Annotated in this window: 25 protein-coding genes; 14 read left to right on the plus strand and 11 right to left on the minus strand. The window is 51.1% G+C overall.

Translation table 11 applies throughout. From position 1 onward, the window contains the following. Positions 1-4: 4 nt before the first annotated feature. On the plus strand, positions 5-379 hold the full coding sequence (locus tag LCH85_12795) for a DUF4180 domain-containing protein (GenBank protein MCA0352867.1): 375 nt from the start codon (positions 5-7) through the stop codon (positions 377-379). Here the strand turns inward: LCH85_12795 and LCH85_12800 are convergent. Further along, entirely contained in the window at positions 368-1,270 is a 903-nt protein-coding gene (locus LCH85_12800) for an ATP-grasp domain-containing protein (protein MCA0352868.1), read from the minus strand. The two genes, LCH85_12795 and LCH85_12800, sit on opposite strands and share 12 nt — an antisense overlap. A gap of 568 nt (positions 1,271-1,838) precedes the next feature. Between LCH85_12800 and ndhC the strand changes: the two genes are divergently transcribed. The 10 genes from ndhC (at position 1,839) to LCH85_12850 (ending at position 11,639) form a co-directional block, all read left to right on the plus strand. Continuing rightward, positions 1,839-2,195 (plus strand): NADH-quinone oxidoreductase subunit A, encoded by a 357-nt coding sequence (gene ndhC, locus LCH85_12805; protein MCA0352869.1) that lies wholly within the window; start codon positions 1,839-1,841, stop codon positions 2,193-2,195. Then, positions 2,186-2,725: an NADH-quinone oxidoreductase subunit B gene (locus LCH85_12810; protein MCA0352870.1), complete on the plus strand. Its 540-nt coding sequence runs from the start codon at positions 2,186-2,188 to the stop codon at positions 2,723-2,725. The genes ndhC and LCH85_12810 overlap by 10 nt, the downstream gene beginning before the upstream one ends. Before the next feature lie 152 nt (positions 2,726-2,877). Next, positions 2,878-3,393: an NADH-quinone oxidoreductase subunit C gene (locus LCH85_12815; GenBank protein MCA0352871.1), complete on the plus strand. Its 516-nt coding sequence runs from the start codon at positions 2,878-2,880 to the stop codon at positions 3,391-3,393. 6 nt (positions 3,394-3,399) lie between these two features. Further along, a complete protein-coding gene (locus LCH85_12820; protein MCA0352872.1) occupies positions 3,400-4,668 on the plus strand; it encodes an NADH-quinone oxidoreductase subunit D in 1,269 nt (422 codons plus the stop codon). A 13-nt stretch (positions 4,669-4,681) separates the two neighbouring features. Beyond that, positions 4,682-5,206 (plus strand): NAD(P)H-dependent oxidoreductase subunit E, encoded by a 525-nt coding sequence (locus LCH85_12825; GenBank protein MCA0352873.1) that lies wholly within the window; start codon positions 4,682-4,684, stop codon positions 5,204-5,206. 92 nt (positions 5,207-5,298) lie between these two features. Then, positions 5,299-6,567: an NADH-quinone oxidoreductase subunit NuoF gene (nuoF, locus tag LCH85_12830; protein MCA0352874.1), complete on the plus strand. Its 1,269-nt coding sequence runs from the start codon at positions 5,299-5,301 to the stop codon at positions 6,565-6,567. 113 nt (positions 6,568-6,680) lie between these two features. Beyond that, positions 6,681-7,052, plus strand: coding sequence for a GxxExxY protein (locus LCH85_12835; GenBank protein ID MCA0352875.1), 372 nt, complete (start codon positions 6,681-6,683; stop codon positions 7,050-7,052). Positions 7,053-7,151: 99 nt separating this feature from the next. Further along, the gene (gene nuoG / locus LCH85_12840; protein ID MCA0352876.1) at positions 7,152-9,893 is read left to right on the plus strand and encodes an NADH-quinone oxidoreductase subunit NuoG; all 2,742 of its coding nucleotides are present in this window, start codon (positions 7,152-7,154) and stop codon (positions 9,891-9,893) included. Between the two features lie 3 nt (positions 9,894-9,896). Continuing rightward, positions 9,897-10,970 carry an NADH-quinone oxidoreductase subunit NuoH gene (gene nuoH / locus LCH85_12845; GenBank protein MCA0352877.1) on the plus strand — a complete coding sequence of 358 codons (1,074 nt, stop codon included), beginning with the start codon at positions 9,897-9,899 and terminating at the stop codon, positions 10,968-10,970. A 120-nt stretch (positions 10,971-11,090) separates the two neighbouring features. Continuing rightward, a complete protein-coding gene (locus LCH85_12850) occupies positions 11,091-11,639 on the plus strand; it encodes a GNAT family N-acetyltransferase (GenBank protein MCA0352878.1) in 549 nt (182 codons plus the stop codon). Between the two features lie 212 nt (positions 11,640-11,851). Here LCH85_12850 and LCH85_12855 read toward each other — a convergent pair whose 3' ends face one another. From LCH85_12855 to LCH85_12895, 9 genes are all read right to left on the minus strand, one after another. Further along, complete coding sequence (locus tag LCH85_12855) at positions 11,852-12,733, minus strand: SDR family NAD(P)-dependent oxidoreductase (GenBank protein MCA0352879.1); 882 nt, start codon at positions 12,731-12,733, stop codon at positions 11,852-11,854. Between the two features lie 96 nt (positions 12,734-12,829). Continuing rightward, positions 12,830-13,975 carry an FAD-binding oxidoreductase gene (locus tag LCH85_12860; protein MCA0352880.1) on the minus strand — a complete coding sequence of 382 codons (1,146 nt, stop codon included), beginning with the start codon at positions 13,973-13,975 and terminating at the stop codon, positions 12,830-12,832. Next, positions 13,972-14,358 carry a response regulator gene (locus LCH85_12865; protein ID MCA0352881.1) on the minus strand — a complete coding sequence of 129 codons (387 nt, stop codon included), beginning with the start codon at positions 14,356-14,358 and terminating at the stop codon, positions 13,972-13,974. The genes LCH85_12860 and LCH85_12865 overlap by 4 nt, the downstream gene beginning before the upstream one ends. Before the next feature lie 125 nt (positions 14,359-14,483). Next, positions 14,484-14,852, minus strand: a complete 369-nt coding sequence (locus LCH85_12870) for a response regulator (GenBank protein ID MCA0352882.1) — start codon at positions 14,850-14,852, stop codon at positions 14,484-14,486. 12 nt (positions 14,853-14,864) lie between these two features. Further along, positions 14,865-15,263 carry a hypothetical protein gene (locus tag LCH85_12875; protein ID MCA0352883.1) on the minus strand — a complete coding sequence of 133 codons (399 nt, stop codon included), beginning with the start codon at positions 15,261-15,263 and terminating at the stop codon, positions 14,865-14,867. A gap of 138 nt (positions 15,264-15,401) precedes the next feature. Then, positions 15,402-16,907 carry a S1 RNA-binding domain-containing protein gene (locus LCH85_12880; protein MCA0352884.1) on the minus strand — a complete coding sequence of 502 codons (1,506 nt, stop codon included), beginning with the start codon at positions 16,905-16,907 and terminating at the stop codon, positions 15,402-15,404. A 206-nt stretch (positions 16,908-17,113) separates the two neighbouring features. Continuing rightward, on the minus strand, positions 17,114-17,911 hold the full coding sequence (locus LCH85_12885; protein ID MCA0352885.1) for a VWA domain-containing protein: 798 nt from the start codon (positions 17,909-17,911) through the stop codon (positions 17,114-17,116). Positions 17,912-18,087: 176 nt separating this feature from the next. Beyond that, a complete protein-coding gene (locus LCH85_12890) occupies positions 18,088-19,182 on the minus strand; it encodes an ATP-binding protein (GenBank protein MCA0352886.1) in 1,095 nt (364 codons plus the stop codon). Between the two features lie 285 nt (positions 19,183-19,467). Then, positions 19,468-20,325, minus strand: a complete 858-nt coding sequence (locus LCH85_12895; GenBank protein ID MCA0352887.1) for a DUF1028 domain-containing protein — start codon at positions 20,323-20,325, stop codon at positions 19,468-19,470. Between the two features lie 116 nt (positions 20,326-20,441). Between LCH85_12895 and LCH85_12900 the strand changes: the two genes are divergently transcribed. The 3 genes from LCH85_12900 (at position 20,442) to LCH85_12910 (ending at position 22,707) form a co-directional block, all read left to right on the plus strand. After that, positions 20,442-21,533, plus strand: a complete 1,092-nt coding sequence (locus tag LCH85_12900) for a methyltransferase (GenBank protein ID MCA0352888.1) — start codon at positions 20,442-20,444, stop codon at positions 21,531-21,533. A gap of 72 nt (positions 21,534-21,605) precedes the next feature. After that, positions 21,606-21,764 carry a hypothetical protein gene (locus LCH85_12905; protein MCA0352889.1) on the plus strand — a complete coding sequence of 53 codons (159 nt, stop codon included), beginning with the start codon at positions 21,606-21,608 and terminating at the stop codon, positions 21,762-21,764. Continuing rightward, complete coding sequence (locus tag LCH85_12910; GenBank protein ID MCA0352890.1) at positions 21,751-22,707, plus strand: hypothetical protein; 957 nt, start codon at positions 21,751-21,753, stop codon at positions 22,705-22,707. Before LCH85_12905 ends, LCH85_12910 begins: the two co-directional genes overlap by 14 nt. 62 nt (positions 22,708-22,769) lie before the next feature. Here LCH85_12910 and LCH85_12915 read toward each other — a convergent pair whose 3' ends face one another. Continuing rightward, a complete protein-coding gene (locus tag LCH85_12915; GenBank protein MCA0352891.1) occupies positions 22,770-23,387 on the minus strand; it encodes a sulfite oxidase-like oxidoreductase in 618 nt (205 codons plus the stop codon). Positions 23,388-23,448 lie beyond the last annotated feature (61 nt).

Here is a 23,448-nt window from a genome sequence, read left to right on the forward strand (position 1 = left end):
TTTGATGAAGCTTGAGCTTGTGGAAAAACCACCCCTGCGCTATCTGCTTGGGCCACAGCAACAACCAGTTTTGCAAAAAATAAGTGAAATCAACCTGCTTTTAGAGCATTGTTTTGGCGAAGATTGTCTGAATCTGGCGTTATATGCTGAAAACCTAACCCTAGGCTTTTTTGATTTAAGCACCCGTGAGGCGGGTGAAATTTTGCAAAAACTCCGTCAGTATCATGTGAAATTGGCAATTATTGTTGATTTGAGCCAACAAGCCCATAGTCAATATTTTGCCGAGATGGCAGGCGAGGAAAACAAACAAGGCCATTGTTATTTCTGTGCAACCCTTGCCGAAGCCGAAGCTTGGCTTGCCCAAGATTTAGATAGTTAACTGTTGAGCCAAGGCCTGCAATAGTTCCTGGGCATCAGCATGATCGGGCAAACCTGATACTTGAGCATCGCCAAGTTCGATAATCAGCCAATCACCTGTTTGGGTCAAGGCCAGATCTAATGTCCAAAAGCGACTTTGGATTTGTTGGGCCAGCGCGGCATAGCGCGACCAATCAGGGGTTGGCTGGCTCGGTTGATGATCCCAGTAGGGCGTAGCCCACAACAGCCTGCCATCAAGCCAAAAACTGCGATACTCGTAGGCCAAGGCTAAGCCACTTTGCTGGTGCATTTGCCAAATCTGCAATGGATGCCATGCACGCAGCACCACCCCACCAACCAAGGCCTCAGCTTGGCGCTCAATAAACGTCTGAATCACGCGGGCACTTTGGGCTTGGTCGCTAGCATTGGGAATGAAACAAGCTTCATACCATTCATGTTTACGCGATTTTACATAGTCTTTGATGATCAAGGCGTGCTGATTAAAATACGTTGCTGCCTGGGCTGCAATGTTGCTTGCATCCAAACCTTGCTCGTGGGAAAACACTAAACTAGCTGGAGTTTGGTCGCCAAGCAAGGGCAACACATTCGGCAAATGATGACAAGCGACATATGCAGCGAGATCATTAATTAATTGGTAGTTTTTAGCCACCAAGCCCTGTGCCAATTGTTGATACTGGGCAAGGCTGAGCATCCAACCGCGATAGATGGCGAGAGTTGTCGCGGAAGCAACAGGCACACGGCGTAAGGCCTGCTTGATCGCACCATCAAATAAAGCCTCAAGATCGATGACCGCCCAAGCTAGCCCTAATTGAGTAGCGGCAACAACTTCCGCAGCATACACAGCATCAACATGCGGCAAATTAAATGGTTCGGCAGGAAAAAGTACAAGCATAATGCAACATTATACATGCTCCTCAAGGTAAAAACCGAAACTACAAAGAACCCAAAGAGCCAGAAACCGCGAAGATCGCGAAGTATGTTTTAGCCACAGATTGCACAGATTAGCTTGATTATTGTTCCAATAGCTAATAGCCCAAAGCTATACATCCTCTGCGTCTCTGCGTTAAATTTCATCCCTCATCCTTCATCCTTCAATCGCTCTGTGCCTCTGCGTTAAAACTAACCCCTGGACTCTGGCCACCTGATCTCTAAATGTTGCCTTTTGGACTTCATCCCTCATCCTTCATCCTTCAATCGCTCTGTGCCTCTGCGTTAAAGCTAGCCCCTCGCCGCTGCCCCCTGATCCCTAAACCCGTTTTGACTTCTGACTTTTGACTTTTGACTTTGTGCGCTACTCAAAATTGGCTGAATCGGGTATGATAGGCAGTAGAACGCAAAGTCAATTTAGCCGCGTCAGGTTGCCGCAAAACGCGGGTGAGCGTACTTTGTCCTTTTTGACACAATCATCAATAAGGATATAATTCGTTATGCCGATTGTGTCCGTGCCGGAGGAGCAGCTTATGCTACGGCCATTTTTGCCGATCTTCATTATCTTTGTTGTTGGGGTGGTGATTCCCGTGGCAGCCTTGGTGCTGTCGGCCATCCTTGGCCCCAAAAAAGCAACAAAGCGCAAACTCATCCCTTACGAATCAGGGATGACCCCGCTGGGCGATGCTATGCAACGGATGCCAGTCCGTTTCTATGTGGTTGCCATGCTGTTCATCTTGTTCGATATTGAAATTATCTTTTTAATGCCCTACGCACTTTATTTCCGCCAAATGGGCCTATTTGGGCTAGCCGAAATGGGCGCATTTATGGGCATTCTGCTAGTTGGCTTTGTCTACATCTGGCGGAAAGGGGCGCTCCGATGGGATTAGAAGAAAAAGCTGGCGATTTGGGGATTGTTACGACAACCCTCGAAGGAGTCGTCAACTGGGGTCGCACCAAGGCCATGTGGCCGATGTTGTTTGGTTTGGCTTGCTGTGCAATCGAAATGATGGCTGGTCAAGCCTCAAATTACGACATGTCACGCTTTGGGCTGGAGTTGATGCGGGCCTCACCGCGCCAAGCCGATTTGATGATTGTGGCAGGGCGGGTCAGCCGTAAGATGGCTCCGGTGCTGCGCCGCCTCTACGACCAAATGCCCGAACCCAAGTGGGTTGTGGCCATGGGCGATTGTGCCTCGTGTGGTGGGGTCTACAACAACTATGCCATCGTGCAAGGTGTTGATGAAATTGTGCCAGTTGATGTCTATGTGGCTGGCTGCCCACCTCGCCCCGAAGCCTTGATCGACGGGATTTTGCAATTGCACGAGAAGATCAAGCGCGACAAAATCACCGATCACGCCGATGGCAAGCCGATTCGGATCGAACAAGCAGAACGTGGCGCACTTAAGCCACTTGGCTAAATGTCGCCAATCTGTCGTGGGGCAATGGGCCTTGATCACCGGCGATCAAGTGCTAAGGCATTGCCCTACGTTGTATTTGGTGCCACCATTACGCTGGCAACGCCCTGTTGCAGCGTCTCGCCGTGGCTGCGTCACTCTTCATTGAGGAAGCTATGATTGATAGAGCAACCTTGGAGCAGCGCGTTTCTGCCCAATTCCCTACCGTTCGCATTGGCGATGAATCCGGCGATTTGTGCTTCACCGTCGAACGCCAGCAATTGCCAGCGCTGGCTGGTTGGCTGCGCGATGAGCCAGATCTCGCCTTTACCTTTTTAAATCAATTATGTGGGGTCGATTACCTGGGGCGTGATCCACGCTTTGAGGTGGTCGTTCATTTGACCTCATTTCAAAATAAAATGCGGGTAACGTTGCATATTGAAGTGCCCGAAGCTGATCCAACTATTCCAACCTTGGCGCGGCTCTTTCCAACTGCCAACTTCCAAGAGCGCGAAACCTACGATATGTTTGGCATTATCTTCACCGGGCATCCTGGCTTGGAACGTATTTTGATGCCCGAAGATTGGCTAGGCCATCCCCAGCGCAAGGATCATCCCTTGGGCTATGAGGAAGTGGCTTTCACCCATAACGAAGATTGGATTTACGCCAATAAGCCCTTCGCGAAGGAGTAATGCGCTATGGTGATGCACGCACATGCGTATCCCGATATTGAAATTCCAACACCTTCGCAAATTGCGGCGGTGGCATTAAATAACGAGCCTGATGAAAACGGCGAGCAATCCATGGTGCTAAGCATGGGGCCGCAACACCCTTCAACCCACGGGGTGCTCCGGCTAGCCGTCGAACTCAATGGCGAAAACGTGGTGCAACTGGCTCCCGACGTGGGCTTTTTGCACACTGGCATCGAAAAAACCATCGAAACCAAAACCTACACCAAATCAATTGTGCTGACCGACCGCATGGATTACCTTGCGCCGATGTCGAATAATATGGTGTATGTGGCGGCGATTGAAAAATTGATGCAGCAAGATGTGCCAGAACGTGCCCAAACCTTGCGGGTATTGTTGCTGGAACTGACGCGGATCAACTCGCACTTGGTTTGGTTGGGCACGCACGCGCTCGACTTGGCCGCGATGAGTGTGTTTTTCTATGCGATGCGCGAACGTGAGTATATTCTCGATATTTTCGAGATGCTGACTGGCGCACGTATGATGACCAGCTATTTCCGGGTTGGGGGCTTGGCTTGGGATATTCCAGCCGATTTCATTCCAACGGTGGAAGATTTCTTGACCCACTTTTTGCCAAAGGTCGATGAATATGAAGATTTGTTGACCAACAACTTGTTGTGGAAGCAACGTACCAAAGGCGTTGGTGTGGTCAATGCTGCTGATGCAATTGCCCTCGGCTTATCGGGCGCGAACTTACGCGCCAGTGGTGTCGATTGGGATTTGCGCAAAACCATGCCCTACAGTGGCTACGAAACCTACCAATTCGATGTACCAGTCGGCCAAGCTGGCGATATTTACGATCGCTATCGCTGTCGGGTGCAAGAAATGCGCGAAAGCGTCAAGATTGCCCGTCAAGCGATCGAGCGCGTCAAGCAAATGCATGGCCAGCCCTATGTGACCGAAAATCGTAAGGTTGCGCCACCACCCAAGAGCGAAATTACCTACAGCATGGAATCGCTCATTCACCACTTTAAGCTGTGGACGGAAGGCTTCCGCCCACCGCGTGGTTCGGCCTACGCGGCAATCGAATCACCACGAGGTGAAATTGGCTGTTATGTGGTGAGCGATGGCACTCCCAAACCATGGCGTGTCCACTTCCGCGCACCGTCATTTATTAATTTGCAAGCCTTGCCCCACATCGCCAAAGGCAAATTGATGGCCGACTTGGTGGCATTGATTGCGAGCATCGATCCGGTGCTTGGTGAAGTGGATCGTTAAGAAGGAGCCTCGGGTGCTGTACGAACAACACAAGGCTGAAATTGATGGAATTTTGGCCCGCTATCCTGTAGATCGCAAACGCTCGGCCTTGTTGCCGTTGTTATATTTGGCCCAAGATGTCTATGGCCGCTTGGATCGCGATTCAATTCGCGAAGTGGCCGAGATTCTTGATTTGCCCTATACCGATGTTTTTGAGGTCGTAGGTTTTTATACACTCTTTTATAACGAAGAAGTTGGCAAGGTTGTGCTCGATGTCTGCGACGACGTGCCATGCTGCTTCTGTGGTGCTGAAGAGTTGGTCGCCGATTTGGAAAATCGCCTGGGGATCAAAGCTGGCGAAACTACCAAAGATAAGGTTTTCACCTTGCGCCGCGTGAAATGTATTGCCGCTTGCGATCAAGCCCCAGTGCTGCAAGCCAACTTAGAGTTTCACAACCGCGTCTTGCCCGATAAAGTCGAAGCCATGCTCACCAAGCTGCGTAACGATGTCGAATCTGGCAAGCCCGTGAGCATCTCTGGCCGCCTTGCAGAACGCTAATATAAAGGATGAAGGATGAGGGATGAAAGATGAAGTAGCTACGGTTATGTTCATCCTTCATAATTCATACTTCATCATTCGTGAGGGTGCTTATGCCTAAGACTGAACTCAAAGAATATATTGTGATGCGCAATCGCGAAATTGAAAATATTCGCGATCTCGATGTGTATCTGGCAAATGGCGGTTATGAAATGGCCAAGAAAGCCTTGACCAGCATGACTCCAGCCGCGATTATCGACGAAGTGAAAAAATCGGGCTTGCGCGGTCGTGGCGGCGCTGGCTTCCCGACTGGGGTTAAATGGAGCTTCGTTCCTAAGGAATTAAACCCCAAATATTTGGTGGTTAATGCCGATGAGAGCGAGCCAGGCACGTTCAACAACCACGAAATTATCGACGAAAATCCGCATCAATTGCTCGAAGGGATTGTGATTAGTGCCTTTGCAATTGGCGCAAATGTGGCCTATATCTACATTCGCGGCGAATTTGCCTATGGCGCACGCTTCCTTGAGCAAAAAATTGCCGAAGCCCGCGAACGTGGCTTGATCGGCAAGAATTTGTTTGGTACTGGCTACGATGTGGAAATTTATGTCCATCGTGGGGCTGGCGCTTACATTTGTGGCGAAGAAACTGCCTTGCTCGAATCGCTCGAAGGCAAAATCGGCCAGCCACGCTTGAAGCCACCCTTCCCTGCTGTCGCTGGTTTGTATGCCAAACCAACCGTGGTCAACAACGTCGAAACCTTGACCAACGTGCCACGGATTATTGAAAAAGGCGCTGATTGGTTCCGCTCGTTCGGCACCGAAAAATCGCCTGGCACCAAAGCAGTTTCAATTAGCGGCCACGTCAAAAACCCGGGCAACTATGAAATTCCCTTGGGCATCACGATTCGCGAGTTCATTTTCGATTGGGCTGGCGGCATGCGCGACCCTAATTTGCCCTTGAAGTTTATTATCCCAGGCGGCGCTTCATCCAACTGGCTGACCGAGCAACACCTCGATTTGCCAATGACATGGGATGATATGGCCGCTGCCGGGACAATGCTCGGCTCAGGCGCGATGGTCGTGCTCGATACCTCGGTTCCCGTGGTGCGAGCTGCCTTGAAGGTTGACGAATTCTTCAAACACGAATCGTGTGGCAAGTGTTCGCCCTGCCGCGAAGGCACGCACTTCTTGGTCAAGGTGTGGGAGCGGATCGACGAGGGCCACGGGCGGGTTGGCGATATTGAATTATTGGCTGATGTTGGCAAGCAAATGCTTGGCAAGTGTTTCTGCCCACTGGGCGATTCATCAGTTTCAGCCGTCAATAGCGCGATCAAATTCTTCCGGCCTGAGCTTGATGCAGCGATCGATGCACAACACTAAGCATTATTGATCGTTTCAGTGAAGTTTTATAGCGCACATTTTTAGCCACAGATTGACACAGATGACACAGATGACCATCGACTGGCATTGTGCGAATCACCAAAGGTGTCAAGATGCCTAAATTTATACACGGTGAGTTGACCTACACGCTTATTGGGGCCGCGATGGAAGTTCATCAGCAACTTGGGCTAGGTCTGCTAGAATCGGTATATCAAAAGGCCTTAGCTTATGAGTTGCAACAACGCCATGTTCTTTTTGTCGAACAGCAACATTTGCCTGTTTGGTATAAACAAATCGTTGTTGGGGATTTTATCGCAGATTTTGTGGTTGAGCAGAGCCTCATTATTGAGATTAAAGCAATTGATAAATTGCATCCCAATCATGTTGCACAAACCCTTAATTATTTAGCAATTACACGCTTGAACATTGCCTTGTTACTTAATTTTGGCAGTACATCATTGCAATACAAGCGTTTAGTGCGCTAAATAATCTAATCTGCGCTAATCTGTGCTAATCTGTGGCTAAAAAGTTCGTGGCTAAAAAATAATAATTGAAACGTACTTTATACAAGAAAGGGCAGCCTCATGCCTGATATGGTTACGTTGACGATTGATGGGCAGACGGTCTCGGTGCCAAAAGGTACCTTGGTCGTCGAAGCTGCCCGTCAAGTCGAAAATCTGATTCCGGTGTTCTGCTATCACCCCAAAATGGCTCCCGTTGGCATGTGCCGCATGTGTGTGGTCAAGGTGGGCACGCCCAAGATGGACCCCGCCACCCGCCAGCCAGTCGTTGATGCTGATGGCAAATCAGTGATTGCGATGATGCCACGTTTGCAAACCGCCTGTACCACGCCAGTCAGCGAAGGCATGGTCGTGGTAACCCAAGATGCCGAAGTTGAACACGCCCAACGCGGTGTTTTGGAAGCCTTACTCACCAGCCACCCACTCGATTGTCCAGTTTGCGATAAGGGTGGCGAATGCCCATTGCAAAACTTGACCATGGGTTGGGGGCCAGGCAAAACCCGCTTCGACTACAACGATAAAGTTCACTTCGAAAAGCCAGTGCCACTGGGCGATTTAATTTACCTCGACCGCGAACGCTGTATCTTGTGCGCTCGCTGTGTGCGCTTCCAAGATGAAATCGCTGGCGATCCGGTGCTCGGTTTCTACAATCGTGGCCGCGCTTGGCATATCATCTCGCAATCCGACCCCGAATTTGATAGCAAGTTCTCAGGCAACACTACCGACATCTGTCCGGTGGGCGCGTTGACCTCTGCCGACTTCCGCTTCAAAGCACGGGTTTGGGAATTGCAGCCAATTCCAACGGTTTGTAATCACTGCTCAGTTGGCTGTAATATGACCTTCGATACCCGCTCCAACGAAATCAAACGGGTCATGCCGCGCGAAAACGATGCAGTCAATGAAATTTGGCTGTGTGATCGCGGACGCTTCGGCCATCACTTCACCAGCAGCAAGCAACGCCTGACCACGCCTTTGGTGCGCAAGGCAGGCAAATTGCAAGAAGCCAGCTGGGAAGAAGCTTTGACCTTGGTTGCGCAACAACTTGATGGCATTCGCAGCACGACTGGCGGCAAGGCCATCGGCGGTTTGGCAGGCACATCGTTGTCCAACGAAGATCTCTACGCCTTCCAACGTTTCTTCCGCGAAACGCTTGGCTCAGCCAATCTCGATCATCGCTCAGGCTCAGCTTTAGACTTGCCGCTTGATGATGTTGGCGCACTCTATGGTATTCGTAGTGGCACTGATCTTTCAACGCTTGGCAAAGGCACGGTTGTGCTTGTGTTTGGCGCTGATCCCGAAGAAGAAGCACCAGTTCATTTGTTGCGGATTCGCGGCATCAACACCCGTGGCGGCAGCGTAATTACGCTCAACGGTCGCCCAACCAAACTCGATAGCATCGCCAAGCAAGCCTTGCGCTACAAATATGGTAGCGAAAGCAGCGTTTTGGCCGCATTGCTCAAGCCATTACTCGATAGCACCCCAGCCGATGGCAAACGTGCGACCTTGCGCGGCTTCAACGATTTAGTGGCTTCGCTCAAAGGCTTCAATCTCGATGAAAACGCTAGCGGCATCAGCGCCGACAAGCTCAAAGCGGTCGCCGATTTGATTGGTGCTGCTGAAAACTTGGTGATTTTCTATGGCCGCGATGCCTTGACGGCTGGAGCAAGCGTGCCTGCTGGCTTAGCCAACCTCTTGGTGATGACCCGCAAAGCTGGCGCTGCCAATAGCGGCTTGATCAGCTTGCTCAAAGGCGCGAATGCCCGTGGCGCACTCGATTTGGGTGTGCGGCCTGATCGTGGGCCAAATTATGCAGCCTTGAATAATTCTGGGCTTGATGCCAAACAAATGCTCAGCGCTGCCCGCGATGGCAAACTCAAAGCCTTGTATGTGGCTGGAGTTGATCCCGTTGGCGATAATCCTGCTGCCGCCGACAGCTTGAAGAAGCTTGATTTGTTGGTCGTGCAAGAATTGTTCTTGACCGAAACCGCCAAATTGGCCGATGTGGTCTTGCCAGTCTTGAGCGTGGCTGAACGCGAAGGTACCTATACCAACGCCGAACGCCGCGTCCAACGCTTCCGCCAAGCAATTCGCCCAACCCTGAATGCTCGCCCCGATTGGCAAATTTTGCAAGCCCTGGCCAATCAATTGGTCTCCGATGCGGTGTTGAATGTGGCTGGTGGCGAGAAGAGCCGCAAGCAAGCCCGCCGCGAAGAAGATAAAGCGCGGGTGCGTACCGAATGGAATTACGCTTCACCAGCCGAAATTCTGATGGATATTCAAACCAATGTGCCAAGCTACAAAGGTGTGAGCTATGCCTCGATGCAAGGCCCAACTGGCCAATGGGGTCGCCAAGCCAACGAAAATTACTACTTCGATGGCACTTCCTACCAAAATACTGGTGGGTTGGGCGTGCAATTGCCAGCGGCAGTTGAAACCAGCACAACCCTGAGCTTGCAGTCATTCAGCATCAATACCCCAGCTAGCGTTGCCGACCGCCCATGGACGTTGGTTGGCGCAACCTTCTTGTATGATGATGCTGGCTTGATGACCGACACCAACCTGTTGAGCAGCCGCAAAGCTAAGGCCGTGGCAGCGCTCAACCCCGTTGATGCCGACAAGCTTGGGGTCAAAAATGGCGAGCGGATCACCGTTAGCTCAGGCCGTGGCAGCCTCAGTTTGCCAGTTCACCGTACCAAACTTGCGCCCGAAGGCGTGGTAGTCGTACCTGTTGGGGTTAATAATGTCGGCTTGGTCAGCGTCGTCGAAGGTGGCGCAACGCCAGTAGCCATTCGACGGGAGGCCTAAGCCATGCAAGATCGCTCAGTATGGGTGATGATTATCCACGCGGTGGTATTGGCATTTGCGGCTCTGACCAGCTTTGCCTATCTCACTTTGATGGAACGCAAAGTCTTAGCCAAGTTGCAACATCGGGTCGGCCCTAACCAGGCTGGCCCCAATGGCTACTTGCAACCATTGGCTGATGCTGTCAAGTTGATGTTCAAAGAAGATATTATGCCGTCGCTGGCCGATAAGTGGGTCTTTATTATTGCCCCAATTTTGGCCACGATTCCAGCAATTGTGATCTTTGCGGTGATTCCGCTTGGCCCCGATTTGGTGGTTTTCGGCGAACGGATTCCTTTGGCATTCGCTAGTTTGAACATTGGCTTGCTCTATTTCTTGGCGGTAACTTCAATCGGCGTGTATGGGATTACCCTCGCTGGTTGGGCATCGAATAACAAATATTCGATGCTTGGTGGGGTACGTTCAGCTGCCCAGATGATCAGCTATGAATTGGCCTTTGGGCTTTCGGTGCTGGTTCCGGTGATGTTGACCGCCTCGCGCTCAGCCGATGGCCTTGGCTCGCTCGATTTGGTTCAAATGGTCAATGCGCAGGCTGGTACATGGTTGGGCTTTATTCCCAAGTGGTTTGTCTTTACCCCAACCGGCTTTATCGCCTTCTTCTTGTTCTTGATTGCGGCCACCGCTGAAGTGACCCGCGCTCCCTTCGACTTGGTTGAAGCTGAACAAGAGTTGGTTGGTGGGTATGCCACCGAATATAGCTCGATGAAGTTTGCACTGTTCTTCATGGCCGAATATATGAAATTGATCGCCATGAGCGGCTTTGCAGCGACGATGTTCCTCGGTGGTTGGCGCTTGCCCTACCTCGAAGACATTACGGGCAACTGGGGCGCATTGGTTGGCTTCTTGGTGATCGCCGCCAAAATCTTCTTCTTCTTGTTCTTGTCGATCTGGGTTCGCGCTAGCTTACCACGGATTCGCTACGACAAACTGATGGATTTTGGTTGGAAGCGCTTGTTGCCAGTTTCCTTGGCAACGGTTGCCGCAACCGCTGTGATTATCGTCTTGACCAACCCACTCTAAGCACAACGTTTCGTTTCAAGCACTGGTGTAGCAATTACACCAGTGTTTTTTTGTGCTCTGCAAGATTTTAGCCTGCTCAAGGCTCATTGCACCTACATTTTAGATTTCAGGAGAATGGCGATGCTTTTACGTCAAACAGCGCGGCTTCAATTGCATGTGCTCGAAGAATACGATGCCCAACGTGTATTGAAGTTTTATCAGGCGAATGCCGAATTTCGCCAACCTTGGTCGCCAACAATGGATGCGAGTTTTCTGACGCTTGAAGGCCAACGCGAACGCCTACGCAGCGATCGGATTGGCCGCGATCGTGAGCAAGGCCTTGCGTTATGGTTGACCGAAATCGATCAACCTGAGCTAGTTGGCATGGTGGCCTTGCGTAATATTGTGCGTGGGGCGTTTTGGTCGTGCCATCTTGGCTACGAAGTTCATAACGCCTATGCCAAACGTGGCTATATCAGCGAGGCCTTGCAGGCTGTTGTGGAATATGCGTTTGTGGATTTACGTCTGCACCGCATCGAAGCCAACATTATGCCGCGCAACCAACGCTCGATTGGGGTAGTCGGAAAATTAGGCTTTGAGCACGAAGGCCTCGCTCGTAAATATCTCAAAATCAATGGTACGTGGGAAGATCATATCCATTATGTGCTTTTGAATGCGGCAGTTGAGTAAGGATGAAGGATGAGGGATGAATTATGAAGGATGAAATCTAACTTTCGTGCTCTTCGTGTTCTTCGTAGTTAAATTTCATTCTCCAAACGTTATCCTAATTTTAGCCACAAATTACACGAATTACACGAACCAAACCCCAATAGCCCATAGCCTAGAGTCTTATCAAACTTCGTGTTCTTCGTGGTTAAATTTCATCCCTCATCCTTCATAATTCATCCTTCGCTCAAGACTTTGGCATAATACGCGCCCCAATTGGGCTGACGGCCATCAACATCGAAGAACCCATATTCTTCCATCAAGGTCCAAGAAGCCCAGGTTTTACCAGCTTTTTGGGCAACGTTGGGGTCGCTTGCCAAAGCTACAATCGCCCGACCCAGATAATAAGGCGTTTCTGATTCGCTATAGTGAGGATCTTGAGCAATGGCATCACGCCAGTTTTCCTCGCTGACCCCAAAATGATCAAGCATTTCTTCAGAGCGTAAAAAGCCTGGAGTTACTGCTAAGGCCGTTACACCATGGTCTTTCAAATCTTCGTGCATGCCAACTGCGATCCGCATAACGCTGGTTTTGATTAAATCGTAGATGCTATGGCCGCGATAATTCAGCGTATCGCCATCAGTTACTTCGATAATCAAGCCCTGACCACGGGCAACCATCAGTGGCGCGGCATAAAATGAGGTAATTAAGTGGGTATCGATTGAGTTATGTAAGAGGTTTAGATTTGTGTGAATATCGCCTTGCCAAAACTTCTGCTCCCAAACCAAGGCATGTTGACCACCCCAAATATCATTCACCACAAGATCGAGTTGACCTGATTGCTCAGTGTTGATTCGCTCGATTAATGCGGCAACTTGGGCAGGGTCACTATGATCAACTTGGATGGCAATGCCCTGACCGCCAGCCGCCGTCACCATTTCCGCAGTATCGTCGATTGTTTCCGCCCGATTGATTGGCGAACGCTGATTGCGGGTAGTACGGCCTGTGCAATAGACGGTTGCGCCAGCCTCGCCCAAACTTACCGCGATGCCACGGCCACAACCACGCGTTGCCCCAGCCACCAAGGCCACTTTTCCAGCTAAAGGTTTGGTTGTCATCAAGCTGATCCTCCTAAAACAACAATCGCACGAACGCAGAGTGTAATGCATAGAGCACAATCACTCAACGGTCGTGCGACCGATGTTTGAGCCTGATCAACTGAACAGGTGGGCAGTTTCGCTAAAACGTCGAGCGCTAAACAAGGCGGCAGGTGTGCCAGCTAACTCGGCTAGCAGTTCATCGGCGGCAACCAAGCCTAATCCAAGCCCATGGCCGCTAAACCCCACCGCAAAGGCAATCCGGTCATCGCGACGTAATCGTCCAACCAAGGGTCGATGATCGGGTGCAAAGCCCATTGTGCCAGCCCAACGCCGCTCAATCGGCGTATTGGTAGCCTCAGGGAAGTGGCGCTGCAAAAAGCCATCAAGCAAATCTTGGATCAACGGTGTTGTGCAATCGGCAAAGGTTTGCTCTTCGGCAACCGCGCGATTGCGAAAACCGCCCAGCACCAAATTGCCAGCAGGCGTTTGCTGAAAATAGGTAAAACCATAATCGCAATAGCAGGCTTGGCTCAAAATTAACTCGATTGGGGCGGTTGCCAACAACTGGCCACGAGCTGGAATCACCAACTGGCTAAATTCAGGCAACAGCAGGCCTGTCCAAGCGTTGGTGGCCACTAAAACCCGTTGAGCTAGCCAATTGCCAGTCCGTGCTCGTACCAACACGCCATCAGCGGTTGATTCGAGCGCGTAAACCTCGCTAGCTTCATAGAGCTGTGCGCCGCTTTCGCGTAGGAGCGCCGCAGTTAACAAGGCGGCTTGAATCGCACCATCATCGGGGTTGTGCAACGCGCCCCAAAAACCACGCTTGGTTGGATCTTCGGCGTGCCATTCGGTGCTAAAACCATCTTCATGCATCAAGGCTGCCGAATTGGCAAGCTCGGCATGTTCTTGCTCGCTATAGGCAAAAATTAACGAACCACAACGCCGTACCGGCGAGCCAAGCTTGGTCGCCCATTCGATCATCAACTCACGATTACGAATTGTTGTGCGCCACAAACTTTGGGCTAAATCGCGGCCATATTCAGCGCAAGCCGCCTGATACGAATTGGCAATGCCAGTTAGCAACAAACCACCATTGCGCCCCGAAGCGCCGCCAGCAACGTGACGAGCATCGAGCACAACGTCGGCTTGGCTTTGGAGCGCTAAGTACGAGCCAATCAAGCCCGCACCAATCACCAAGGTTTGTACAAGCTTGGGCTGGGCTGTTGGCTCAGGGGTTTGCCACAGCCCAACGCTCATACTTTGCCCAGCACTTCCTTGATAATTTGCTCCAAGCGATCAAGCGAGAAGGGCTTGGTCAGGAAGTAATCAACGCCAGCAGTCCGGGCAGTTCGCTCGACCTCAGGAGTTGCATAAGCCGTGATAATGATCACCTTCGTGTCAACATAATCTTGCTTGACCACTTGGGTTAGCTGAGTTCCAGTCATACCTGGCATGTTATGGTCGGTGATCAATAAAGGGCATGAGCGTTCAGTCAGCACCCCAAGCGCATCTTGGGCACTATTGACGGTGACGATATCGTAGCCACCAGTCAAATCGCGCATAATCCGATGCAAAATGATCAAGATATCAGGTTCGTCTTCAACCAAAATAATAGCGGGGTTGCGAACAGCATTCGTCATCGTCGCCTCCACAAAGGTACCTCTAAGCGAGCGTAATTAAACTTTTTTCAGGTGCAAACGTGCGCCATAAAAACAGATGCAGTATAACGGATAGCGCGATCTTAGGCAATGCACGAAACTAGTACTTAGCTTGCGCTTGGCTGGCGTACTAGGGTAGCAATTAAGCCCGGGAGATCACTACTGAATTTGGAATTTGCCACCACTTTATCACAACCAGCCTCACGGGCGGCTTTTTGGCGCTCGACATCAACATGTGAGCCAAAAGCCAGCACTGGCAAGTTGGGGTCTAAGGCCTTAGCGGCTTGCACTAGCGCACTGGTCGCCGTGGTTTCACCGCGCAGATCAACAATCAGCAAAGCCAAATCTGGCGCTAAAGCTTGTTGGGCAGCGGCCAAACTATCAGCAACCAAGGCCTGATAGCCCAGTTGTTGCAGTACATCGCGCACGCGCACCCCGAACATTAAATCTGGCACATAAGCCACGATTGTTGACATAAGAATATTTCCTTATTCTAGTGAGCTTTTTTGCAGAGTTCGTTTGGCGATATAATTTGCTGCCAAAGCCGCGCCCAGCGTTGCCACACATTGGGTAATCAACATCGCCAGAGTAAAGCTATTTTGCTCTAGCGGCGAATCAAACAGCATCAGCAAGCCCCAACCGCCAACCAACGCGCCCGCCGGCGTGGGGTTTTCCAACGATAGCCGACCAGCCACGCCACCGCCAATGGTGGTCATCAAGGCCGGCAAGATCAGCGCCACCACAATATGCAACGGATTATTCAATTGAATATCGCTGATAGTGCTAATATCAAGCGCAGCATAGCCAAGCGGCACAATCAGCATGGTCAAGAAATAATCAACCATCCAACCAGCAGCGCTGGCCCAAATCATGCGAAACGTCCGCATGGCATCCAATCCTCACAACATAAAATCCAGTAGCTATCAAACGTCGCTGATGCTTGATAGGTTGCACTAAGTATACGCTTAAACGCCAACAGGGACGAGCCAAAGCCCATCCCTGTTGCTTGAAGCTTCACAACGAATTTAGTCTTCTTGTGAATCGCGCAAGGTGCGGCGAATTGCATCGCGGCGGGCGCGTGATTCACGATTTTCAAATCCGTCTTCTTCTTCTTGTTCAGGCTTTTCGTAGCGACGGCGAGCTGAACGGCGATCATCGTGGCCTGAACCAAACTTCGACAACAAGTCGTCGAGGGTTGCATTACCACCAAAATCTTCTTCTTCAGTTCCACCAACGCTATAGATTTCGGGTTCGCGGGCTGGGCGTTCGCGGCGTTCGTTGCGGCGGCCACCACCAGCGTTGCCACCAGGGTTACCACCACCAACAGCGCGGCGTTCTTCGCGTGGGCGTTCTTCGCGGCTTGCTGGGTTTGTCCAGTCGCGATCCAAGCGTGATGAACCACTGGTTGAGATGGGGGTGGTTGGAGCTTCTTCAACCCGCATGGTCAAGCTGATCCGTTTTGAATCGGGATCGACTTCCAACACGCGAACTTTAACTGGATCGCCAACTTTAACCACATCGTCAACTTTGCCAACCCGACCTTCGGAAAGCTCTGAGATGTGAACCAAACCATCGCGGCCAACGCCAAGGTCAACGAATGCGCCGAAAGGAGCAATCCCGCTGACTTTGCCATCGAGCACGGTGCCTGGAGCGATCACATCTAAGTTAACTTCGCGGCGGCGTGGGGCTTTTGGCCGTTCTTGGAAATCTTCCTTGGCGCGGCGCAAGCTCAAGCTAATGCGTTGAGCGCCAGTGTCAACTTCCAACACGCGGAAGGTATAGCTTTGGCCAACGGTGACAGCATCTTCAGCTTTTTCCACGCGGTTTTCTGAAAGCTCAGAAATGTGAACCAAGCCATCTTTGCCAACACCGATGTCAACGAACACGCCGAATGGCGCGATGCCGTTAACCGTACCATCAACCAAATCACCTGGCTTCAATTCGCCCAATTTGTCGTTGTTGACTTCAGGGCGTTTGGGAGCGCGGCGGCGGCCTTCTGAACGAGGCGAGCGCATTGTCAAGCTGATACGGCGAGCATCTGGATCAACACTCTTGACGCGAACTTTGACAATATCACCAATTTGTACAACATCGGTTGGTGATTCGATGCGTTGGTCGCTCATTTCTGAGATGTGAACCAAGCCATCGCGGCCAACACCGATGTCAACAAACACACCGTACAAGGCGGTGCTGGTGACCTTACCATCAAGCTCCATCCCAGCATGCAAGTCGGCCAAACGACGTGGCGTAGTGCCATCTTCGTCGCCGCTTGGTTCAAAGGTTGCGCCAGCTTCTTCGGTAGCTTCATCATCGCCACCTAAGCCAACTCGCTCTTTGACTTCAGCCAAGACTTCGCTCGCTTTTTCGCGGGCTTCAGCCAATGCTTCGCCAATTTCTTCCTTCACTTCGGCCAATTCTTCCTTCACTTCGGCGACTACTTCGCGGGCTTTGTCGGCCAGCTTTTGCAATACGCCCTCTTCTTGTTCCTCTCCACCGTTAGTCGCGCTGACATTTTGCGCTTCGTCCGTCATTCGAGCAGCCTCCATAGCAGATCACATGCGTTTCCAACCCAATACCGCAGCCTTCGCGACCTTGTTGTTGCCATGTTGGGTGGCATAGCAACGCAAGATCGTGCCATCAAATCCAACTAATGGTGCTTCAGCTCAATGATTGTGGGGAAACGCTGCATTCACAATCATCAGAGTAAAGACCAAAATGTATCGTCGAGCTACACGCACTAAATATTAATACGTGATAATTCTTGGTGTGAGCGTACCAGTTCGGCGAGGCCAACACTTAGTTCTTCCAGTTGATAATACGAGCCATTCAAGCGATCAGCCAGCTCTTTGGCTAGGCCGCGATAGAAATTTGGCAATTCAGTATCAATCACCACGGTCGGAATTTGTTGGCTGGCGATAAACTCGGCCAGTTGGTAGGCTTCTTGTTGTGGTGGCTGGCCCGTCATCGAGACATTGGCATGACCATCAGTCAACAACACCATCAAGGGTAAAATTTCGCGATCACGCAATTTGGCTCGCGCTAATAATTCAAAACCAGCCATCATGCCGCGACTCAGCGGGGTTTTGCCACCAGTTGGCATCGTGCGCAGGCGTTGCTGAGCCATTTCGACGCTGTTGGTGAGTGGCAAGAGCACCGTCGCCCGATCACGGGCAAAGCTCACCAAGCCAACCAAATCGCGCCGTTGATAGGCATCGCGCAATAGCGAGAGCACCGCCGCTTTGGTCGCTTGCATCCGCGTTTCGGCGGCCATCGACCAGCTGGCATCAACCACAAAACAAACAGCATTACGCGTGCGACGAACGCGCACTTTTTCGCGTAAATCGCTGCGATGTAACACCACAGCCCGTTTGATATGTGGCTGGCGGCGTTGGCGTTGAAAGGGTGCGGCCACCCGTAGCGTCGCATCAAATGCCACATCGGTTAATTCGCCGCGTGGCACGCGACTGGTGATATAGCGGCCTTGCTTGCGCTCAGTTCGAGTGCGGGTGCGGCGACCACCAGCCTTGCGCCGCATTGAATCGGCTTGGGTCTCCAAACGCTTGGGGCGATATTCTTGGGCAATATTAAATACTTTGCCATCGCCTTTTTCTGCTTGGCTACTGGTTTGGGGTGGCGAGCCTTTCGGTGCCCCAGTCGGTGGTTCTTCATCGCCCGCTTCTTCGCTATCGCTGGACGCTTCCTCCGACGGGGCTAAGCTTTTTTTAGCTCGTCACGCCCCGCTGTCTCTTCGTTGCCGCGTTGGCGCTCTTGAGCCGCCTTATTCAGCACATCGCTGAGTTGCTGCTCATCGAGCCGCACTTCGGCAAACGGTTGGCGACGCATCCGATGAGGCAAGGCCAATTGGGCAGCGACCCGAATATCTTCGAGCGAAATCGCGGTGCGACCCTCTAAGGCGGCATGAGTTCGCGCTGTTTCGAGAATCGCTAAGTCGGCACGATGACCATCAACGCCCAATTCAAGCGAGAGCATTGCCACCGCTGCCATATCTTGCTCAGAAATTTGTACCTGGGGCAAGAGTTTTTTGGCCGCCGCAATTTCTTTAGTCAAATGATGTTCGTTGCTGCTCCAGCGTTGCACAAATTGCTCAGGATCAGCATCGTATTCCATGCGCCGTTGAATCACATCAACCCGTTCGCGCACATTTTTCAAGCCACCAATTTCAACCACCAAGCCAAAGCGATCAAGCAATTGAGGCCGCAGTTCGCCTTCTTCGGGGTTCATGGTGCCAACCAAAATAAAGCGAGCTGGGTGCGAAATCGAAATGCCTTCGCGTTCGACCGTGTTGATGCCCATTGCCGCAGCATCGAGCAAAATATCAACCAAGTGATCATCCAAAAGATTCACTTCATCGACATACAGCAAGCCACGATTAACTTGAGCCAACAAACCAGGCTCGAAACGGCGTTGACCTTCGACCAAGGCATGTTCGAGGTCAAGCGAGCCAACCAAACGATCTTCCGAGGCACTGACAGGTAATTCGACCAAGCGGGTTGTCCGTTGTTGTAACGGCAAATCTTCGCCAGCTTGCAAACGACCACGACATGAACCACACATACGATCAAGCTGATCTGGCGGGCAGCTATAAGGGCAATCGGCTACTACCGTGATTAATGGTAGCAAATGTGCTAAAGCCCGTACAGCCGTCGATTTGGCAGTGCCTTTTTCGCCACGAATGAGCACACCGCCGATTCGAGGATTGACCGCATTAAGCACCAGTGCTTGTTTCAAGCGAGGCTGACCAACAAGCGCACTAAATGGGTAGGTTGGTCGAATATATGGTTGCATAGTCGTCTTTCGTTACCACAAGCGGTTACACAAAAATAAGCCCGCATCACAGGGCTGCCAATTGGAGGATTCCAAATAGTGAGGGAATGTGTTTACGCTTTTGAGGCAGAGGATGAATCCCGTCAATGTTCACGATCCCAACGCATGTCCCTACTGTCTGGCCCTTCCAGACACCGCACGCGCCATTATCGCATACACCAGAGCCTGAGTCAACTAGCTCAAGGCCGTTTTTAGGGCCAATTTGGCGCTTTTTTTAACCAATTTTGGCCCCAAGCGTTTATTCAATCAGCGCACAAAGTGCTGTCGCAAATAATTTAAGACCTGTTGATCGATGTGGGTTGCGCTGACCAAGCGTTCTTCGAGGTTTTCAACCCCACCATAGGCCTGCAACGCGGCATGGGTCGCAGCATCATACGTGCCCGAAAGCTCACCTTGATAATAGCCCACCTGTTGCAAAATCGTCTGAATTTCTAGGGCAATCGCCTGATCAATTGGCAGCAAATCTTCGGGCTTGGGTGGTGTAAGATAAAACCGATGCAATTGCAGCAAACGTTGGAGTTCGGGCACTGGATTTTGATGATCGTCAACCCGCAGATCGATATAGCGATCGAGCACGCCGCCATAGGCTCCGCCCTGCCGCGCCACATACAGTGCCGCCGATTGTCGTCCCCGCTGATCGCCGCCCGCTAAATCGCCAGCCAGCAAGGCCGCTAGCAAACGCTCAGCCAACTCGCCTTGGGTTTGTTCGAAGGTCGTTGCCATGGCTTCAACCACATCGGCTCCAGTTAAAATGTTGCCTTGGGCTGCATAACTAGCGCCAGTGCGACCACCCGCCCAGCTATGGCAAGCGTTGCCCGTCCAGGTTGCGGCGTTACCTTGGGCATCGACCACCCCAACTTGGCGTTGCTCACGACCCGCATCAGCAGCCAATAATTGATCAAGCGTGGCTTGAGCTGAGGTTCCTTGAGCCAACAACGCCAAGCCATCGGGACCAAAACTAATATTGGCATACGATTGGGTGGCAATCGCGCCCGCCCCCGCCTGCGCCCACGAAACCACCGAGCCAACCGCCAAAAATTTAGAAGCGACCGCCACACCCAAATCACCATTCGTCGGGTCGTAGCCCACAATCGAAAATGTCATGCTAGCCTTCCTCAAAACGATCAATAGCGCAACCAGCCAATCGCGATTAAAATGATGCAGCTATTCTACCAAAAGCAGGTGGGCTACCGCTGTACTATTTTAAGGATGCGATGAATATGAATGCATGGTTGTTGCCAGTACCCTTTGATACCGAACGCGACGATTGGGGCGCAACATTATTGGCTGAATGGGGAGCCAGCGTGGTTACGCCAGGCCAACAAGCCTTGGTGATTGGCGCAGGCACTGGCCGGATTGGCTTGGCGTTGGCGCGAGCAGGTGCACAGGTCAGTTTTGCTGATGATTCGATTGTGGCCTTGGCCGCTGCTCGCCAAAGCTTTGCCCAAGCCAAGTTACCAGCCCAATTTTTTAGTACTACCGATTTAACGCCCAGCAAGCCGTTTGATTTGGTGTTGATTAACATTTTGTGGTGGAGCGATAACCAGCGTGGCGCAGAACTGATTAATCTGGCGGCGCAACACACTAATGCTGGTGGTATTGTGGCGATTGGCGGTGGTAAGCAAGCTGGATTAAGTGGAGCAACCACGCTGCTCGAACAGATTGTCGGGACAAGCGTCAAAACTCTCTATAAAAAAGGTCATCATGTGGTGATGGCGTTTCGGCCTTTGCACTGGCAAGCTCAGCCAAGCCAAACAACCCAGCATCAACTCAATCATGGTGACCATGAATTAACCATCGAAGCAACTGCTGGCGTATTTGCTCAAGGCCAGCTTGATCCAGCTAGCGCCATGTTATTGGATGCAGTGCCAATTCAATCCAACCAACGGGTGCTTGATCTTGGCTGTGGTGCTGGGATATTGGGCATGTTTTTGCAACAGCGCGAAGCCACTCTTGCTTTAACCTACATCGATAGTACCATGGTAGCAATCGAAGCCACCAAACGAAACTTACAAACCAACCAATTAGCAGGCCGAGTGCTGGCATCTGATGGCATTCAGGCCGTCAATGGCGAGCAATTTGATCTGGTTGTATCGAATCCACCATTTCATGTTGGTCGAGTGCAAAGCCCACAACTGGCCGAAAATCTCTTGAAACAGGCTGCGCAAGTGTTGGCTCCGCAAGGCCAATTGGTGATTGTTGCTAATCGCTTTTTGCGTTATGAACCATTACTAGAAACTGTTTTGAGCAATGTACATGAACTCGCAGGCGATCAACGCTACAAAGTTTTGGTTGGCACAAAAGCAAATTAGCTCATTAATGCAACCTAGTTTTAGCAATTGCGTATTTCATGCTGTGAGTATTTGTGCTCACAGGAGGCTCGTATGAGTAGAACATTAGGCGAAATCGTTATAGCCATCGTCGTGCTGGTCTTATGCTATCGCTTAGGACTTGAACTAGCACCCATGATTATGGATTGGTGGCGTGGTTTCCGTTCCGATAGCGCTGATGACACTGAAAGGAATGATCATGAGCAACACTAAAAATCGCCCGTCGGGCCGTCGCATTGGTAGCATTGCCATTGCGCTCGTCATTGCTGTGATTGGCTTAGTCTTGCTCACGGCATCGTGGAAAACCATTCCACCAGGCTATGTCGGGATTGCCTTCAACAAGGCTAACAATAATGTCACCACCGCGATTGAGCCAGGTTGGACGCTGATTAATCCATTTACCACTGCTATCCAGCAATATCCGGTGACCATCCAGACCTACATCATGGTTCAAAGCAATAACGAAGGTCAAACCGTTGGCGATGATTCGATTAAAATTCAATCGAGCGAAGCTCAACAGCTTAACCTTGATGTGGCGGTGCAATATCGGGTGAAAAAAGAAGAAGCTGCCACGCTCTATACCGATTGGGGTGGCCAAAGCCTTGATGTGATTGAGCTGCAAGTTGTGCGTCAACAAAGCCGTTCAATCTTAACTACCTTGGCTGGGCGCTACTCATGGGAAAGTATCAGCGGTGATAAACGGGCTGAATTGGCTGAAAAAGTCAAAGAACAATTAGCAGTTGAGTTTGAGCGCCGCCACTTGATTTTGGAAGATTTTGTGATTCGCGAAGTGCACTTGCCTGATAATTTGAAGCAAGCCTTGGAAAACAAAATCACTGCTCAACAAGCAGCTGAACGCCAAAAATACGAGCTTGAACAAGCTCAAATCAAGGCCGAACAAGATAAAGTTGAGGCTCAAGGTCGTGCTGAAGCCCAACGCGCTACCGCTAAGGGTGATGCCGACTCGATTTTGATTCGCGCCGAAGCTCAAGCCGATGCCAACCGCTTGCTGGCCGAAAGCGTTACCGAAGCGCTAATTCGCTATCAAATGGCGCTGCGCTGGGATGGTAAATTGCCAGTGTTTAGCGGCGGCGGCGCAACCCCCTTGGTTGATGTTAGTGAATTGATCAATTCAACCCAACCGATTAGCCGCTAAAATTAACGAAAACCAATAAAGAACGCTGGTTAAATTATAACCAGCGTTCTTTGCGTTTAAATCTATTCAGCGTGACGTTCTTCTTGCCAGGGGTCGGCGTTGTTGTGGTAGCCGTAACGCTCCCAGAAGCCCAAGCGATCGGCGCTCATAAATTCGATGCCACGCAGCCATTTGGCGCTCTTCCAAAAGTATTTTTTCGGCACAAACAAACGTAACGGAAAGCCATGATCCGGCGCTAGCTCCTCGCCTTCGTACAAATAGGCCAGCAACACATCATCATCAAACATAATTTCTAGGGGCATGTTGGCGGTGTAGCCGCCCTCAGAGTGGGCTAGCACATATTTGGCGCTGGGCTTGAGCGCTGGAATATGGGTGAGAAAATCGCGAAAGCGCACACCCGTCCAGGTTGTGGCGAGTTTGCTCCAACGGGTGACGCAGTGAATATCGATATTTTCGATTGTGACGGTTGGCAAAGCGCGAAATTCGTTGTATGAAAAGGTTTTTGGGGCTTCAATTTCGCCAAAAACCCGTAAATCCCAGGTTTGCCCAAGCTCTTTGTAGATCGGAGTCTCGCCATAGTGCAAGACTGGAAATTTCTGGGTAACATATTGGCCAGGTGGAACGCGTTCTTCCATTCCTTCGGGGGTTGCATCAAACTTTCTTTTAAATGCATCAAACATGAATTGACTCCTTCTTGCACAATAGCATTATTGTAGCACTGCTTATGCCAGCAACCAAGCC

This window comes from Chloroflexota bacterium, assembly GCA_020161265.1.
GTDB lineage: Bacteria > Chloroflexota > Chloroflexia > Chloroflexales > Herpetosiphonaceae > Herpetosiphon.